At 36.5% G+C, this 17904-nt stretch carries 12 protein-coding genes; 5 read left to right on the top strand and 7 right to left on the bottom strand.

The genetic code is table 11. The features are described from left to right. A partial coding sequence (locus tag BM084_RS16880; RefSeq protein ID WP_143083678.1) for an IS66 family transposase occupies nucleotides 1-280 on the top strand: 280 nt, incomplete at its 5' end. Between the two features lie 661 nt (nucleotides 281-941). Continuing rightward, nucleotides 942-1937, top strand: a complete 996-nt coding sequence (rhuM, locus tag BM084_RS16885) for a virulence RhuM family protein/type II toxin-antitoxin system death-on-curing family toxin (protein WP_177195726.1) — start codon at nucleotides 942-944, stop codon at nucleotides 1935-1937. A 191-nt stretch (nucleotides 1938-2128) separates the two neighbouring features. Here the strand turns inward: rhuM and BM084_RS16890 are convergent, their stop codons facing one another. The 7 genes from BM084_RS16890 to BM084_RS16925 form a co-directional block, all read right to left on the bottom strand. Continuing rightward, nucleotides 2129-3451: a hypothetical protein gene (locus tag BM084_RS16890; RefSeq protein WP_093306185.1), complete on the bottom strand. Its 1323-nt coding sequence runs from the start codon at nucleotides 3449-3451 to the stop codon at nucleotides 2129-2131. Nucleotides 3452-4068: 617 nt separating this feature from the next. After that, complete coding sequence (locus BM084_RS16900; protein WP_093306190.1) at nucleotides 4069-5178, bottom strand: adenylate/guanylate cyclase domain-containing protein; 1110 nt, start codon at nucleotides 5176-5178, stop codon at nucleotides 4069-4071. A gap of 57 nt (nucleotides 5179-5235) precedes the next feature. Further along, nucleotides 5236-5529: a hypothetical protein gene (locus tag BM084_RS16905; RefSeq protein ID WP_093306192.1), complete on the bottom strand. Its 294-nt coding sequence runs from the start codon at nucleotides 5527-5529 to the stop codon at nucleotides 5236-5238. Nucleotides 5530-5658: 129 nt separating this feature from the next. Continuing rightward, nucleotides 5659-6267 carry a TetR/AcrR family transcriptional regulator gene (locus tag BM084_RS16910; RefSeq protein WP_093306194.1) on the bottom strand — a complete coding sequence of 203 codons (609 nt, stop codon included), beginning with the start codon at nucleotides 6265-6267 and terminating at the stop codon, nucleotides 5659-5661. A gap of 110 nt (nucleotides 6268-6377) precedes the next feature. Then, nucleotides 6378-9536 (bottom strand): efflux RND transporter permease subunit, encoded by a 3159-nt coding sequence (locus BM084_RS16915; protein WP_093306196.1) that lies wholly within the window; start codon nucleotides 9534-9536, stop codon nucleotides 6378-6380. A gap of 15 nt (nucleotides 9537-9551) precedes the next feature. Further along, nucleotides 9552-10607: an efflux RND transporter periplasmic adaptor subunit gene (locus BM084_RS16920; RefSeq protein WP_093306198.1), complete on the bottom strand. Its 1056-nt coding sequence runs from the start codon at nucleotides 10605-10607 to the stop codon at nucleotides 9552-9554. A gap of 1 nt (nucleotide 10608) precedes the next feature. Continuing rightward, nucleotides 10609-11949, bottom strand: a complete 1341-nt coding sequence (locus BM084_RS16925) for a TolC family protein (RefSeq protein ID WP_093306200.1) — start codon at nucleotides 11947-11949, stop codon at nucleotides 10609-10611. Nucleotides 11950-12560: 611 nt separating this feature from the next. Here BM084_RS16925 and BM084_RS16930 point away from each other — a divergent pair. The 3 genes from BM084_RS16930 to BM084_RS16940 are packed head-to-tail and all read left to right on the top strand — an operon-like array spanning nucleotide 12561 to nucleotide 17899. Continuing rightward, nucleotides 12561-14237 carry a M1 family metallopeptidase gene (locus BM084_RS16930; RefSeq protein WP_093306202.1) on the top strand — a complete coding sequence of 559 codons (1677 nt, stop codon included), beginning with the start codon at nucleotides 12561-12563 and terminating at the stop codon, nucleotides 14235-14237. After that, nucleotides 14238-15626, top strand: a complete 1389-nt coding sequence (locus BM084_RS16935; protein WP_093306204.1) for an aminopeptidase P family protein — start codon at nucleotides 14238-14240, stop codon at nucleotides 15624-15626. It begins immediately after the preceding gene. Between the two features lie 29 nt (nucleotides 15627-15655). Then, nucleotides 15656-17899, top strand: a complete 2244-nt coding sequence (locus BM084_RS16940; RefSeq protein WP_093306206.1) for a S9 family peptidase — start codon at nucleotides 15656-15658, stop codon at nucleotides 17897-17899. Nucleotides 17900-17904 lie beyond the last annotated feature (5 nt).

Genomic DNA, 17904 nt, shown 5'->3' on the forward strand with positions numbered 1-17904 from the left:
TGCTTATCTCTATGACGGGAATTTACTTATTGATAATAATCTCATAGAAAATAAAATTCGTCCAGTTGCCCTGGGAAGGAAAAATTACTTATTTGCCGGATCTCATAAGGCTGCTCAGAGAGCTGCAGCAATTTATTCCTTCTTTGCTATTTGTAAAAAACACGAGGTGAATCCCTATGAGTGGTTAAAATATACCTTAGAGAATATCATGACTATAAAGTACAAGGATATTAAGAACCTCTATCCACAAAATTATAAAAAATTACAGCTGAGTAAATAAACAAATACAGCTTAAAAGATTATTTTAGAATTACAAGGGGCACTTAGCCGACTGGATACGTTATAACGCCAAAAACAGTCAATTTTATATTTGGTCTACTTCCATAAATATAAATAACATTATCAAAATTGCCATTGACTAAATATTCACCCTTGAGGTTGCTTAAAATTTGGAATTGCGGAAATAAATCAAAGGGAGCCAACCTAAAATTTAGCCTATTTGGAGTAAAAGTATCTTAAAAAGTTTTTACTCTTTCTACGAATGTTTCATCCAATAATTTAGCTTCAGTTTCTTCTTGAATTGTTTTATCAAATTATTTTTCTATCGCTTTTAATCTGGCTAATTCTTTATGATTACTTCCTTTTTTCAAAGCTCTTCTTAAATTGTTTATTTCTTCTTTTTTTGATTATCTCAGGATGATTTTCTATTCCTGAAACATATATTAAACGTTGAATTTCGTTAAAATGAGACATTATTATTTTGAGTCTTTCGCAATCTTCGAAAGAACTCCAACCACATTCTTGCATTGCAGATGGGTAATATTTATATGAAGAAAATTTTGCCTTAGGCCGTTACTCTCATTTAAATAAACTTATAATTAAAATGTTTATATTCATTTCAAAATCAAAAAGATACTAATAGTTTATATTCTGAAAGGATTATGGAATCGCAGCAGGATCAAATACTGATTTATAAAACAGAGACCGGGCAAACCCAAATTGATGTCAGGCTTGAAGAAGAAACGGTTTGGCTTACACAAGCTCAAATGATCGCCCTATTTGAATCTAGTAAGGCTAATATTAGTGAACACATTAAGCACATATTCTCATCTGGGGAGCTAGATGATAATTCAACTGTTCGGAAATACCGAACGGTTCAACGGGAAGGAAAGAGAGAAGTAGCCAGAGATAGAATGCATTATAATTTAGATGTAGTAATTTCTGTGGGTTATCGGGTTAACTCTAAACGCGGAATTCTATTTAGACAATGGGCTAATAAAATTTTAAAAAATTATTTAATAAAGGGATATTCCATCAATGAAAAAATTCTTCGAGAAAAAACCCGCCAGCTTGAAGAACTAAAAAACGTGGTTCGCTTGCAGGAAAAAGTTATTTCTGAACACGACCTTAATACTGATGAATCAGCCGGATTAATAAAAATTATTGCACAGTATTCTCGCGCTCTGGATTTGTTAGATGATTATGATCACCAGCGGCTGGAGGTACCTGAGGAAGGAAGTCGAGAAGTTTTTCAAATCACTTACAATGAAGCTCGAAAGGCTATAGATGAATTAGGAAGGCAAACAGAATTCGAAGGACTTTTTGGCCGGGAGAAAGACGATTCCTTTAAGGGTTCATTAGAAAATATATATCAAACCTTTGGCGGGAAGGACCTCTATCCCACAACCGAAGAAAAAGCAGCCCACTTGCTGTATTTTGTGGTTAAGAATCATTCGTTTTCCGATGGAAACAAACGAATTGCCGCATTTTTATTTGTCTGGTTTCTAGACCGGAATCAAATCCTTTATACCCAAGCCAGTAATAAAGTAATTCCAGACAATGCCCTGGTGGCATTGACCTTGTTAATTGCTGAAAGCCACCCAGGGGATAAAGAAATGATGATCAAGGTAATAGTCAATCTTATATCTCGCCATTAATTGCTACCTATAACCTATAAAAGAGAACAATTCGACAAGAGGTAAGATGAGGTTGATATGCACATTCACTATATGTGCATAACATATACAAAGGCGTGGAGTCTAATATTATGCCCTCCTTAAATTAATAATTTGGATAAAAAAGCCACTCTTTTGGAGTGACTTTTATCTTAAGCTAATCAAAATTAAAATTAATCGGAAATCATATGATCAAATGGGATGTATTCCACTTGAATTATTGTTGATTCTGCATCCATAACTTCTTGAACAGCTTTGTTGTAATCTGCATTAGAATTAATTACTACTCCATTGCGATGCATTTTAAGGGTGGAGAAAAATTTAACCTCAAACCAAACCTTATTCAATATCACCAGTTCTTCGTTACTTAGTTGGTTTTCCCCGTCTATCAATCCATTCATATGCTTTCGGGCAATATCTTTTATTTCTTTAGCTGCTTTGTCATTAGTAGGCATATTACGTAAGGCGCCAATTACAAAAATGTTTTTCCCATAATGTATTTTTTCGATGTATTCATTGCCGTATTTCAATTCAAAAAGGGAGGGATTTTCCTGCATTTCCTTATCCAGTGCTCGTCTTTCTTCAAAGGGAGGTAAATAGCTGCCGCTACCTTCAGTATACTGGTAGCTTAATACTAAAGCTTCATCTTCGGTAACAGGATATTGCTCAATAATCGACTGGTATACTTCTGAGTTTACAGCAAATTCCGTTGCAAATTTCGACACGAATTCAGCCCCACCAGGAATGTGGTATCCGTAATAGTTTCGGTAAGGTTTTAGGTATTCAATAGGATCTGCATTGTTTTCCCACATAGTGCTGGTAAAAAAGGATGAACGTATTTGACGATAATATCCTTCAGTATCAGCAAATGGGTTCGCCATTGGAGCCCGGTTACTCGTCAACATTCCGTCACCATAATTTTCCAGGTCACTATATTCCTCTTCCAGCACGGTTTCTCCATCCTGGATGATAGTAAGCTTTTTTGTTCCTGCGATCCTGTTATAAACAGTAGTACTTGTTACGCTATTATCGGCCGAAGTAAATTCTACAGAAGTTAAGTCACCATCGGTGTAGGAATGCACAGCAGTTCCTTTTTCGCTATAAACCTTTTTTGTTGAAAGCTGCCCGTTTTGATACACAGTTTCAAACCAAAGGTCACCTTCAGGAGTGTAGTATTTAGACCAGAGGGGCTTGTTGTCTTCACTGCGGTTTACTTCCATATATAAATGTTGTTGCGGATAGCTGGAATATACCTTCGCAGATTTTATATAACCGTTTTCATAATATTCGAATTCATTTTGAGGCACAGTTTCTTCTAAATGAAAATTGTTGTACTGTGCTTCTTTGATCCATCCATTGGAATGCTGGCTGATTAACTCAAAAGAAATATCAGATTCTATAGAATAATCGGTTTGAGGAATAGTTTCATCTTTCTGACAAGAAGACAATAAAACTGTAGCTAAAAGAAGTAGCGACAGAGAAAACTTTTTGTTCATTGTTAAAGTTTTGAGTTTTGAAAAATTTGTAACCTGTCCAACTATGTAGTAATAGTTCGAAATAGTACTTAATCTTGTTGGTAGAAAATTCTTATGTTTTGTTACAAACTATTTTTTTACTGCTTTTAGATTTTCTGAAGAATGAGCCTAATCAAAAATATTAGGTCATAGAGATTGTAAATTTATCGCTTCTTAAGCTGCCATTTTGAAAAGCAAAGCGAAGAAAAATGAGTAGGAAGAGGGTAACGGGCAGAGCCACGTTACTCATTTTTAAAAAACTGTAAATCAGTTGTTTAAGATCTTGTTTATTTTCATTTTTTGTCGAATTTGCGACAAATGCCCTGTAAAGCCGCATAAACAGGCTCGAATTTGCGACAAAGTAATATTTATAGGCCATCATTATATATAATACGATTGAAAAAATTGTAAGTATATATTTCGGCTATTCATCTAAAGGAATTAAAAATGACCGCAAGTATTATGATGTTGGAAAGTGATATTAATATTGGGGAGGTTACTTCAAGTATTTCCCCCAAAAAAAAGGTCAGAATAATAAACTCATATAGTCTCTGTACAATTTATGACTAAACATTTATCATTTCCGTAATAATATTTTATTAATCAATACTAAATACTTCCAGTTTAGCTTCCCTACCTTTAAGAGTTCTAAATCCTAGGGAGGATATCTTGTATTTTTTATCTACCATTGTTTTTCTTATTAGTGCGCCTGAAAAAAGTACAGATCTATCTAATTCTTTACACAATCCTTCTAATCTTGCAGTCACATTTAAAGTGTCTCCATGGTAGGCAAGATTTCTTTTTATATTTCCTACCTCAACTCTGGTAACAACACCGACGTGAGCCCCGGCTTTAAAGGACGGAGTAACACCAAATTTATCCGTGTAATATTTTGAACGCTCCTGTAAAAGTGCTATAACAGCAAAGAAGAATTCTATATACACATATTCTTTCATGCCCTCCAAGGGCCAACTTACAACAATTTCGTCTCCAACGTATTGATATATTTCAGCATTATATTTTTTTACCATCTTATTAATATCCAGAAAGCATTCCTGTATAAGATTACTGTAGGCAATGTGACCCAATTGTTCAGCCATTCTTGTAGAGTTAGAAAGATCCAGGAACATAAAAATGCGTTCTTCTTCTCTCGGATATCTAAACCAGCCCAATAAAATAGGAAGTAGGTAGCCAGGACCAAGTATTTTTTCAATTTGGCTGATAAAACTGATTATTAAGGTCATAAACAAGGTGTAGACGAGTAGGATAGCATAATGATATATCCAGTTATCTCTTAAAATCACCTCTACAAAACCTATATCCATATGTAATAATTCCAATACCCAAAAGATGATAAGTCTTGTTAAACTTATCAAACCCATAATTGTTATGAAATAAGCAAAACTTCCTATAAGTATTGTGAGACCTAAGCTGTTATTTAAATTGGATTTTTTATTTAAGAAGTATTCAAAAATACCTAAGATGATTCCATTCATAAAACCAAATATTAATACTGTTAGTATTAACATTGCTAAACTTAGGGTAAATGGGGAATTCGTGCCTTCAAAAATTGAAAGACTTGAAAAATATAATATAAAGCCCAGGACTCCGTAAGCTATGATCCAAAAAATTACCTGTTTGATAATAATAGTTAGTAATGGAAATCTATAACTTAAACGAATAATCTCATATAAGTAATTTTGTTTCATTAAAAATGTTCTTTAAGCTTTCTAATTAATAGACGGAGAAGGAATCTGACAGGAATTTTAGTAGCGGAGGGTTAAGGCCAAGGTGTTTAACTTAAATCTTTTAAAAGATTGTGTCATTTTAGGCCTGGATTCTACCCAATCTATAAATTCCTTTATGGTGGTAAAATCCTGGCGGGTTTTATCAGATTCTACTAAATTTATTAAAAATGCGTTCTCTAAAAGCATAAGTATTTCTATAAAATCAACATCACATTGACAAATACTATCTAAATCATCTTCAATCTTAACCGGATATCCTGACCAGAGGCTTAGCTTTTTTTCATAAATTAAATTTTTTTCGTAGCGCTTCATAAGTATGGTATTTAGTAATGAGCTGTGTATTAGTAATCAAAAACAAGAATGATAATTTTCAGTGAAGAAGTATTGCTGAAATTTTTCCAGAGCAGTATTTTTTCTAAAGCATTTAATTCCAGATAGGGGTTATAATTTTTTTATTTCAAGACCTCTCATTACTTCTTTGCCCTTTTCGGTGGTAATTGCATTCATATAGAATAAGAGGGCTTCCTCCTGATACCTGGACCTGCTTATCTCTTGGGTATCCAGATAAGGAGAGTTATCATAGCTCATAGTCATTTGGAAAAATAATTTCGAATAAAAATAGGCATCAAAATCTTTTCGGTATAAGCCTTGACTTCTTCCTCTTTCAACATTATGCATAAGTATTTCCGAAAGTTTTCCGGAAAAATATAGCATATGTTTATTGAAGATCTGGGGATAATACTTCAGGAGTTGGCGAAGAAAGATGGAATCATTGGTTCTTGATGCCTTTTCAATTTCTGTATCTCTGGCAAACATTCTTTCTATAGCATTCTCGATTGTTTCATCCAGGTCATTAAATTTTTCCAGGACTTTCTCTAAACTGTAACTTAACACCTCCTCAAGAAGTATATCTTTATTTTGATACTTTTCATAAAGTGTCTTTTTAGAAACCCGAAGTTCCCTTGCAATCTCGTCCATGGTCACAGTCTTGGCACCATTCTTTAAAAACATCTGGGAAACCTTACTTAATAATTCTGTATCTTTTTCCATATCTCTTAAATTTTTTGCTAATTCTTCAAAGATCTACATTTAAAAGAAGTATTGAAAAATTAGATTAATAAATCTGGTTACTTAAGCAGTAACCAGATTTAATTGATCTACTAGAATTCAAGCTCACTCTTTGGATTGAGGTGCTCGTATTCTGCATGCATTAATTTATCATAATCTTGTTTTTCTTTAGAAGAGAATTTCTCTTCAAGCCGAACAAAGATCAGGTAAACCACCGGTACAATGACCAGGGTAAGGAATAAGGAGGATAATAGGCCTCCAATAATAACAATGGCTAGACCATTGTTCATTTCTGCCGCTGCGCCAGAAGCTAAAGCAATAGGTAGCATTCCGAAAACCATTGCAATAGTGGTCATCAAAATAGGACGCAGCCTGGCGTGGTTTGCCTGTATTAAAGCTGTTCTTATCTTTTCTCCATGGGCTAACCTATGGTTCGCAAAATCAACCAGCAAAATGGCATTTTTGGCAACCAGGCCTATTAACATAATAATACCAAGAATGGTGAAAATATTCAAACTCTGATCAGTTAAAGCCAGTGCCCACAATGCACCAATAAACGAAAGCGGAATGGAAAACAATACAATAAACGGCTTGATAAAATCATCGTAAAGCACTACCATAATCATATATACCAACATGATAGCCGCCAGCAGCGCAATTCCCAGGGTTCCAAAACCTTCACTTTGATTTTCCATGTCCCCACCCCAGGTCCATTCCACACCTTTTGGTCGCTCAATATCTGCTAGTTTTTCTTCCCACTCCTGAGCTACTGCACCCAAGGTTTTCCCTACGGTTTGGGCAGAAATAGTTACAGAAGGTGACCTATCATATCGCTCTAATAAGGAAGGACCAGATTCATAACTAATATCAGCGAACTGTGCCAGGTTTATTAACTCACCATTGTTATTGGTGAACTGGATGTTTTGCACGTCTTCTATATTGTTTCTTGACGCCTCATCAAAAATAATATTGATATCGTATTCATTATTTCCAGTTCGGTATTTATTGTCCGTATTTCCACTAAAAGCTGTACGCATTGTTTGCCCAACTGTGGCAACATTTAATCCCAGGGAGGTCATTTTATCCCTGTTAACATTGACAGAAATCTCAGGATTTCCTTCCTCAACACTGGTTTCAATTTCGGTTGCTCCATCTACTGTTTTTAATGCTTGTTCAGCAGCTTTTGCATAAGCCAAAGCTTCCTCAAAGGTGTTCCCAGTTATAGTCATTTGAAGAGGTGCATCTTCAACTCCAACCAATCCAACAGAAACAGTAGTAACATCGGCTGCAACTAAATTTTGTTCCAGATCTCGTTTAATCCTCGCAGCTATAACGCTAGTTTTTTCTTCTCTTTCAGATTGATCCACCAGGGTAACCGATACTTCCGATTTATTATTGGTTGCCTGTGCACCTCCCATACCTCCACTACTGGATTGCCCCACGGTAGTAATTAGTCTTTCTACTTCAGGAATTTGTGAAAGGTAATTCTCTGCTTTTTGCGTGATAAAATTCGCCTCTTCAATAGAGGCGTCTTTATCTATTTCCAATTGAACTAAAAATTCGCCCCTATCAGTTGAAGGAAAAAAGTTGGAACCTATATAGCCCATTGCCACAAGGGCGATTGAACTTATGAAGAGCCCGGCTACAACTACAAAGGTTTTTACTTTATTATCTAAAGACCATTTCAGGATTTTTGTTACTTCCTCTGTAAACCAGGTCAAACCTTTTTCAAACTTATGGATGATTTTTCCGAAGAATGATTTATTGCTTATAAGCTCCAATTTTCCAAATCTCGAAAATAACCAAGGCACTACGGTAAAGGAAACCAATAAGGACAGTAAAGTGGCTATAACTACAGTAACACAGAATTGTCTAATAATATCGGCCACGAGACCGTCACTTAATGCAATTGGTAAAAATACTACTACAATCACCAGGGTAATCGCCGTTACTGTAAATCCAATTTCTGAAGCCCCATCATAGGCGGCACGTACTTTATTCTTACCCATCTCCATATGACGGTGAATGTTTTCAATAACCACAATGGCATCGTCTACAAGAATACCTACTACCAAAGAAAGTGCAAGCAAACTCATTAAGTTTAAACTGTAACCTAATAACCACATACCTATAAAAGTTGCAATTAATGATGTTGGAATTGCTACCATTACAATAAGAGCATTACGATAGCTATGTAGGAAAAATAACATAACGAAGGCCACAAGACCTATGGCGATTAAAAGGTCTTTTATTACTGAGTTTGCTGCTTCCAGGGTAAATACAGAATCGTCACTTGCTATATTTATATCTACACCCTGGTCAGCATACTGCTGTTCAATTTCAATTATATTCTCCTGTACAAGTTCACTTACAGCCACTGCATTCGCGTCAGTTTGCTTCTGAATTTGAAGCAGGATCGTATTTTCACGGTTAATACGCGCAATCTTCTCAACTTCTTTTTGAGTATCTTGAATTTCAGCAATATCAGAAAGTTTAATATTCTGCCCGTTTTGTGAAGCTATGGTAAGGTTTCTTAGCTCATCTACAGACTGTATTTTTCCGGCAAGGCGAATAAGTGTAGTATTCTCCCTGGTCGTTAAGTTTCCAGTAGGAAAATCCAGGTTTGACGCAGTGATTATTTGCTGTACCATTGGAACGGTAAGCCCATAGCCCTGAAGCCTGTTAGGATCTAAATTCACCCTAATCTCTCTTTCCTGACCTCCTACAAGATTCACCTGGGCTACTCCGTTAAGACGTGAAAAAGCAGGTTGGATTTTTTGATCAATTAAATCATATAATTCATTCTCTGAAAGATCTGCAGTAACTCCCAAACTCATAATAGGCAAATCAGAAACCGAAAATTGGGAGAGGGAAGGTTCATCAATGTCATCAGGTAGATCCGAACGGATTGCATTTATGCTACGTTGTGCTTCATTAAGCGCAAAGTCCACATCAGCCTCATTATTAAACTGGATGGTCACCACCGACAGACTTTCAAAAGAACTGGTCTGAATTTTGTCGATATTCTCAAGGGAAGACACAGCATCTTCTATTTTTCTACTTACTGTATTCTCTACCTCGGCCGGTGACGCGCCAGGATATGGCGTCATCACGGTTACTACCTTTACTTCGAATTTTGGAATCAACTCATAGTTTAATTGACTATAGCTGAAAAGGCCTCCAATAATAAGTAATGCGAGCATCACTATTACAAGACTGGGCCTTTTTATAGATACTTCTGCTAATTTCATTTTTTTTCTTCTCTATTATTTAATCACTTTTACTGCAGTCCCATCTGTCAGGTTAATCTGCCCGCTGGTTACCACTGCATCCCCTTCATTAAGCCCATTGGTTACTTGCACCTTATTTCCGTAATTAATACCGGTGCTAATTTCCGTCAGGTATGCAATACCATCTTTTACAACGAAAACCCGGTTGTCGCTAACGCTTCCCACGAAGGCTTCTCGGGGTATTACAAGTACATTATTCTCTCCTTTTTGGTTAAACACTGCCGTAGCATACATTCCTGCTCTTAAGTTTGATTGGGAATTATCTATAGAAATTTCTACAGGAAACTTTAAGGCTCCATTGGAAGCAGGAGCTATAAAAGTAATCCTACCCTCAATGGTTTTTTTGGTAGCACTTGGAGTTACTTTAACCGAATCTCCAAGCTTAAGTTGACTAACAAGAGATTCGTCTACTTCTACTTTTAAGTCTAACGAAGAAATGTCTACTACCTCTATTATTGGAGTTCCCGGAGCTACGACCATTCCAACTTCAACCATTTTTTTATTTACCACTCCACTCATCTTTGAGCGTACGTTGGTGTCGCCGGAATTTAGTTGGGCAGATTGATACTGTGCCCTTGCATTTTCTACCTGTAGTTTTGCCTGATCAAGCTTTGAGGCAGTTACTCCCCCCGTTTTGTAAGCAGCCTCGAATCTGTTTAAGTTAGATACAGCGTTGTCAAGATTGGCTTTTGCATTCCCCATATTGACATTTGCTTTATCTCCAATTAGTTTCGCTATTACCTGACCTTTCTTTACATTATCGCCTTCTTCGACATAAATAGCTCCTATTTGTCCTGAGATCTCCGCAGAAATATTTGCTGTGGCTGTGGGTAAAAAAGTACCGTTTACCGTAAACATGGAACCAATTCTTTCTTTTTGTGCAATTGCAGTGTTCACTGCTACTTCTGTATTTTCCTGTGTTACAATACTTAATTCTCTTTCGTTCTCTTTTTTATTGTTTTGTAGGATAAAATAAAACGCTACGGCTACGCCTAATAGCACTACTATTGTGATGATTGTCTTTTTTTTCATTTTAAAGGTTATTTTCGTTTAATGTGTCTAATTTTCCCTGGGATTTTAAAAGCTCCACTTCTGCTAGTTTATAATCTAACCTGGCATTGGTTAAACTGTTTTTAGCATCAGCAAGTTCTCTTTCAACATCCAGCATTTCGTTAAGAGTAGCTAAACCCAACTCATAATTATTCTGAGTGTCTTCCAATACTTTTTGAGCAAGCTCCACATTTAGTTCTTGTGTTTGAATGGAAATAAAGCTGTTTTCTAATTGTGAGATCGCATTTTCGTAGGCAAGCTGTAGAGCTAGTTCAGTTTCTTGAAGATCCTCTTCAGCTTTCTCTATCTCTACTTGGTTCTGCTTCACCTTTGCCCGGGTAGCACCTCCATTAAAAATAGGGATACTGATATTTAATCCTATAGCGCTGAAATCTGACCAGAAAGCACCTTCGTTTTTTCCATTCCATAGAGGAACAACATCTCCCTGTCCCAGCCAGCCATAGTTAGCAACCAATGAAACTGAAGGATAATATTCAGCCAGGGTTGATTTTTTCTGAAAATTTAAAAGTTCAATTTGCTTATTCAGTAACTCTAGTTCCGTACGACTGGAAAATTCAAGCTCTATTCCTGGTAAAAATTCCGGTTGGAAATTTTGTTGTGGCAATCTTATTTCTTGAGAAATGGACATTCCTATCATAAATTTTAATGCATTCTCACTTAATTCTACTGCATTAATGGCTTGCTGTTTATTACTTTTCAAATTATTTAGTGCTACCATGCTCCGGTCATAATCAATCTTTTTTGCAAGTCCGTTCTCGTATAACCCCTTAACGATACCTACCGTTCTTTCTGTGAGTTCCAAATTATTCTGAAGGTTTTCCAGAATCTGCTTTGATTGGAACACCTGATAGTAAGCAACTGCTACTTTTTCAATTATTTCTTCGTTGGTAAGCTGTGCATTAAGCTTATAAAATTCTTTTGTAGATTTTGCAGCTTTCAAACCCACAAAGACGGCCTGATTGAATATGGTTTGGGAAAGCTGTGCATTGGCTGTGGAATTCCATTTCCTTCCAAAAGCTACCGCAATACTTTCTCCGGGAGCCCCAAAAATTTCTCCGGGTAATATATTTTCCTGCAAAAGGGCATTATAGGTAGTACCCGCATTAGCCGATAAGTTCGGTAAAGCTTTGGCCCTGACCTCAGAGATTTGTGCATCGGCGTTAGTAATATCTAGCCTGGCCTTAGCTGCATCTGCCTTATGCTCTAAGGCATACGAAACAGCATCTGAAAGTTTGAGCTCCAGGGGTTCCTGACCAAAGGTAATCCCATATACAAAGAGAAAACCAATTATCATTTTTTTCATATTAGGTACAATTTTTTTGTGATTTAGAATGCAAATATAAAACTAAAAAACTAAAAAACATTAAAAGTTTTCTGGTTTTTTAGTCTTTTTTGGTTTTGAAGCTTTGATGGGAGTTTTAATAACCTCCTCAATTTTTTATTGAATAGGAATTTGTTTTCAAAAACTGAGTAGTCTTAAGCCAATGATAATTGCTATTATAAAGATCCGCATCAAAATGCGTTGTCTGAATTGAAGAGCCAGCAGGATAGTCAATTATATTTGGTTTGGGTTTTGTGTGAAGTACGTTAAATAGCTTCGGAAGCCACATAATCAGCTCAGAGTTTAGGGCAGATTAATATTTGATGTCCATTTCGCAGATGGATTGAATAGGAAAGTTTTTTCTGGATACCAAGTTTTTTCATATTCTAAGAATAATAATATATGTTGTGTATGGTACCAGTATATCCATTAAAGAAGGTAAAAGGTTATTTGATTTTTTTGAATATGTGAAACCTATATAACATTATCCATCTTTGATACTATATTGCTCAAGAATGGAAGTAAGGTTGTTGAAGTGAGCAATAATTTACAAATTTATTGCTTTGTTCATATACCTCTCATAAATCAAATTAATGAAGCATAATTCTTTCTCTTTTTTTCTTATTGTACTTTTTTCATTTCAAATGTTGGGGCAGGAAAAACAATTTACCCGAGCAGATACACTGCGAGGTAGTATTACCCCCGAAAGAGCCTGGTGGGACGTGCTGAGATATGATATCCAGGTTAAACCCTCTTTTAAAAATAAATATACCTCGGGTTTTAATAAAATAACCTATAAGGTAGTCCAGGAAAACCATCCTAACCTGATGCAGATTGATCTTCAAAAACCTTTGGTAATTGATAGTATTATCTATGACAAAAAACAAACATTGAGGTTTATTCGTGAAGGAAATGTTTATCAGGTTAAAACCCCTTCACAAAGTATGGGTTCTGAACATGAGGTGAAAATCTATTTCAGCGGTAAACCCCATGAAGCTATTCGCCCCCCGTGGGACGGTGGTTGGACATTTACAAAAGATGAAAAAGGAAGACCCTGGATGACTGTAACCTGCCAGGGACTTGGGGCCTCTATATGGTATCCAAATAAAGATCATCAAAGTGATGAGCCGGATAGAGGAGCATCGCTTACTATGCGTGTTTCAAAAGAATTAATGGCCGTGGCCAATGGACGTTTATTAGATAAAACTCCCCATCAGGATGGCACAATATCCTATAAGTGGGGAGTTGAGAACCCGATAAGTAATTATACCATCATACCATATATCGGACATTATGAGAATTTCGCAGAAGTATACAAAGGTATACAAGGAGATTTAGATTTAAATTATTGGGTCCTGGATTATAATTTGGATAAAGCCAAAGATTATATGCCCAGGGAGGTTCATAATATGCTTGATGCTTTCGAATATTGGTTTGGGCCCTATCCCTTTTATGAAGACGGTTTTAAGCTTGTGGAAACCTCAAACACGGGTATGGAACATCAATCCAATATCTCTTATGGGAATTATTATGCGGGAGGTTATAGAGGAAATGATGGCTCCGGTACAGGACTCGGATTAACCTGGGATTTTATTATTATTCACGAAAGTGGACACGAATGGTTTGGTAATAATATTACTACAAACGACCTAGCAGATATGTACATCCATGAAAGTTTTACCAATTATAGTGAAACGCTATTTATGGATTACGTTTATGGAGAGGAAGCCGCTAACGATTATAATTACGGAACCAGGAGTGGTATCCAAAATAAGGAACCTATTATTCCATCGTATGGGGTAAACGCAAAAGGGAGTGGCGATATGTATCCAAAAGGCGGGAATATGCTTCATAGCATAAGGCATAGTATTGATGATGACAAACTCTTTAAAAATATCCTCACTGGTTTGAATATGACTTTTCATAATAAAACGGTTGACGGTATTGAGATTCAACGATACATTTCTGAAAAATCGGGATACGATTATTCCGAAGTTTTTGCCCAATATTTGACCACGACTGATATTCCCATATTACAACTGTATGTAGACGCTCCCAATAATAAAATGTTTTATAGGTATACCAACTGTATAGAGGGTTTCAATTTACCATTGGTTCTAAATGGTACGCAGGAACGGATTAAAATTATTCCATCTACAGAGTGGCAAAGTGTACCTATTCAGAACAGAAACCAATATCTTTTTACCCCTTGGAGAATAGAACACAAGTATTATCTAGATGTAGAATTAGTTAAACAAATGGAAGAATAAATGTTTTCACCAATAACATATATTACGAGACGAGAAGCATTAAAGAAAAAAATAAAATCTGGCATACTGATTTTTCCCGGTAATAAGGAAACAGGTATGAACTATAATGATAACTGGTATCCATTTCGACAGGACAGTACCTTCCTGTATTATTTTGGAATAAACCTTCCTGATTTATACGTGATAATTGATCTCGATGAAGGAAAAGAAATCCTATTTGGAAATGATTTAACTCCTGAAGACATGGTATGGGTGGGAGCCAGTGAACCCATGGTTAGCCTGGCTGAAAAATGTGGTATTAAGAAGGTGCAACCCATGTCGAAGTTGAAGGATCTTATTCAGAAAGCAAAACAAAAAGGACAAACCTTACATTATCTGCCACCATACAGAAGTAGGGTGACCATCGAACTAGGTGAACTCATAGGCTTTCCAGTATCTACAATAGGAAGAAATTATTCTATTGAATTTGTAAAAGCAGTGATTGCGCAACGCTCTATCAAATCTCCCGAAGAGATAAAAGAGCTTCATAAAGCAGTAAATATTACGGCAGCAATGCATCGTCATGCGATTAGAAATACCAGGGATGGTGTATCAGAAAAGCAAATCGCCGGAGAACTCCAGGCAATAGCTATTGCCGGGGGAGGGAATATTTCTTTTCCTATTATCTTAACTAAGAACGGTCAATACCTTCACAACCACGCCACCCAGGCACGGGTAGAGAATGGAGATATTGTTTTATGCGATTGCGGTGCTGAGACTGAGATGGGATATGCCGGGGATATGACCAGGACCTTTCCTGTGGCAGAAAGATTTACCGCTCTCCAGCGGGATGTTTATTCCATTGTTCTCGATGCACACGAATCAGCCGCCGCTGCATTAAAACCGGGATATCGATTTAAAGATGCCCATCTATTGGCCTGCACCCGGATAGTAGAGGGATTAAAAGGCTTGGGATTAATGAAAGGGGATACCGAAGAAGCTGTAGATGCAGGGGCTCACACCTTATTCTTTCAATGTGGGTTGGGACATTTTATGGGGCTGGATGTGCATGATATGGAGAATTTTGGTGAACAATTAGTGGGGTACAATGAAGACTTGAAAAAAAGCGAAAAATTTGGGTTGAAATCCCTTCGTTTGGGCAAAGAATTAGAAGAGGGTAACGTGCTAACGGTTGAACCAGGAATCTACTTTAACCCCTTTCTTATTGAGTCCTGGAAAGCGAAAGGGAATTATACGGCTTTCGTAAATTATGAGGAGGTAGAAAAGTTTAAGACATTCGGAGGAATGCGGGTGGAAGAAGATTTTTTAATAACCAGGGAAGGAAAAGAATTATTAGGTAATCCATTGGCCAAAACAATCGAAGAAATAGAAGCGCTTAAAAATGCTTAATTCAAAAAAATAATAACTCCCACATCAGAATGTACAAAAGCATAGTATTAAAACTACTTCTATTAGTTACAATTTCATTTCCTGTATTTGCACAGCAAAATGATTCTCTATTAAGCCTGGGACAGATTTACAATTCTGACGAATTCAAAAGTGATTATCAACGTCCTATCTCCTGGATTGAAAAGGGAAATGCATTCATAACTATCGAAAAAAGTGAAGCTGGTAACGATGAACTTATAAAATATAATAGTAAGAATTATAAAAAGAGTATTTATCTTTCCGAAGATCAATTGGTCGTAAATGGGGAAAACCTAAGTATAGAAGATTTCTCATTATCACCCGATGGAAGTAAAGTAATGATCTTTACTAATTCCAGCCGTGTATGGCGTTCCAATACAAAAGGGGACTTTTGGGTATATGATTTTGATACCGAAAAACTAAAGCAATTAGGGACGGGTTTCCCTTCTTCCACTTTAATGTTTGCTAAATTTTCTCAAGATAATAAGTTTGTGGCTTACGTGCAGAACCTTAATATTTATAAAGAAGATTTTCAAACCGGGGAGGTCACTCAGCTTACCAAAGATGGGACTGGAGATATCATTAATGGTACTTTTGATTGGGTCTACGAAGAGGAGTTTGGGATGCGGGATGGTTTTAAGTGGAGCCCTGATGGTTCAAGAATTGCATTTTGGCAACTCGATGCTTCCGAGAGCGGTACTTTTTATATGATTAATAATACGGATTCAGTTTATTCTGAACCTATTCCGGTACAATATCCTAAGGCGGGATTTGACCCTTCTTCGGCAAAAGTAGGCTTGATCAACCCGAAGACTTCCGAAGTGAAATGGATCCCTGTCCCTGGAAATCCGGTTCAGCACTATTTACCGGCTATGCAATGGGTAAATGATGACCTGTTACTTATCCAGCAGATGAACAGGAAACAGAATGAACTGAAAATATATACCTATAAACCTTCTTCATCTTCTTTAAATAGAATATACACTGAAACTGAAAACACCTGGGTTGATCTTCGCTATCCTGATATATCTTCTAACCAATGGGGCAAGAACAATCAGTTAATCGTCGAAGATGGAAGAAGCTTTTTACGAATGACAGAAAATGATGGATGGCGCCATATTTATAAAATTAATCTGGAAACAGGAAAGAAAACACTCTTAACCCCGGGAGAATATGATGTGGCTGCATATTACCAAACTGATGGTAAAAATCTATACATAGTGGCGTCTCCTGATAACGCTACCCAGCGCTATTTATATAGCGTTCCGCTCAATGGTGACGGGAAGTTAACAAGGATTACTCCGCCAGAATTTGAAGGGGTAAATACTTATGATGTTTCTCCAAATGGCAAATTTGCCATTCATAATTTTACCAATGTTAATACACCGAATAACGTAAGTCTGATAAATCTTCCAAAGCATAGAACGATTAAAGAATTAGTGGATAATAAGCATTTAAAAGATAAACTGAATACCCTTATTTTACCTGAAACTACTTTCTTTAAGGTGACTACAGAAGAAGGTATTGAAATGGATGGAAGGATGACCAAACCTATAAATTTTGATGCTTCAAATAAATACCCTGTTCTATTCCATGTCTATGGGGAACCCTGGGGCGTGGTAGCAACAGACCAATGGGTTGGTTTGTACGAGATTTTTATGGCGCAACAAGGATTCGTGGTAATTAGTATGGATAACCGCGGCACCCCAACTTTAAAAGGAAGCGAATGGAGAAAAACTATTTATCAAAAGGTGGGATTAATGAATACTAATGACCAGGCATTGGCTGCACAAAAAGTATTGGAGACTTATGCTTTTTTAGATAAAACTCGCGTTAACGTATGGGGTTGGAGTGGAGGAGGTTCTATGACCCAGAATTTATTATTCCGTTATCCGGAAGTTTATCAAACAGGAGTTGCGGTAGCCGGCGTTGCCAACCAATTATTTTATGATAATATTTACCAGGAACGCTATATGGGGTTGCCCTCTGAGGATAAGGATAAATTTATTGAAGGTTCACCGGCAAGCTATGCGAAAAATTTAGAGGGAAATTTACTTTTAATCCATGGTACCGGGGACGATAATGTTCATTATCAGAATATGGAGTACCTGGTAAATGAATTGATAAGGAATAATAAGCAATTTGATATGATGGCTTATCCAAATCGTTCACACGGGATTTTTGAAGGTAAAAATACTTCACTACACCTGTATACTCTGATTACCAATTATTTTTTGAAACACAACGGCTTATAAATCCG

The sequence above is a fragment of the Salegentibacter agarivorans genome (assembly GCF_900113135.1).
Taxonomy (GTDB): Bacteria; Bacteroidota; Bacteroidia; order Flavobacteriales; family Flavobacteriaceae; genus Salegentibacter; species Salegentibacter agarivorans.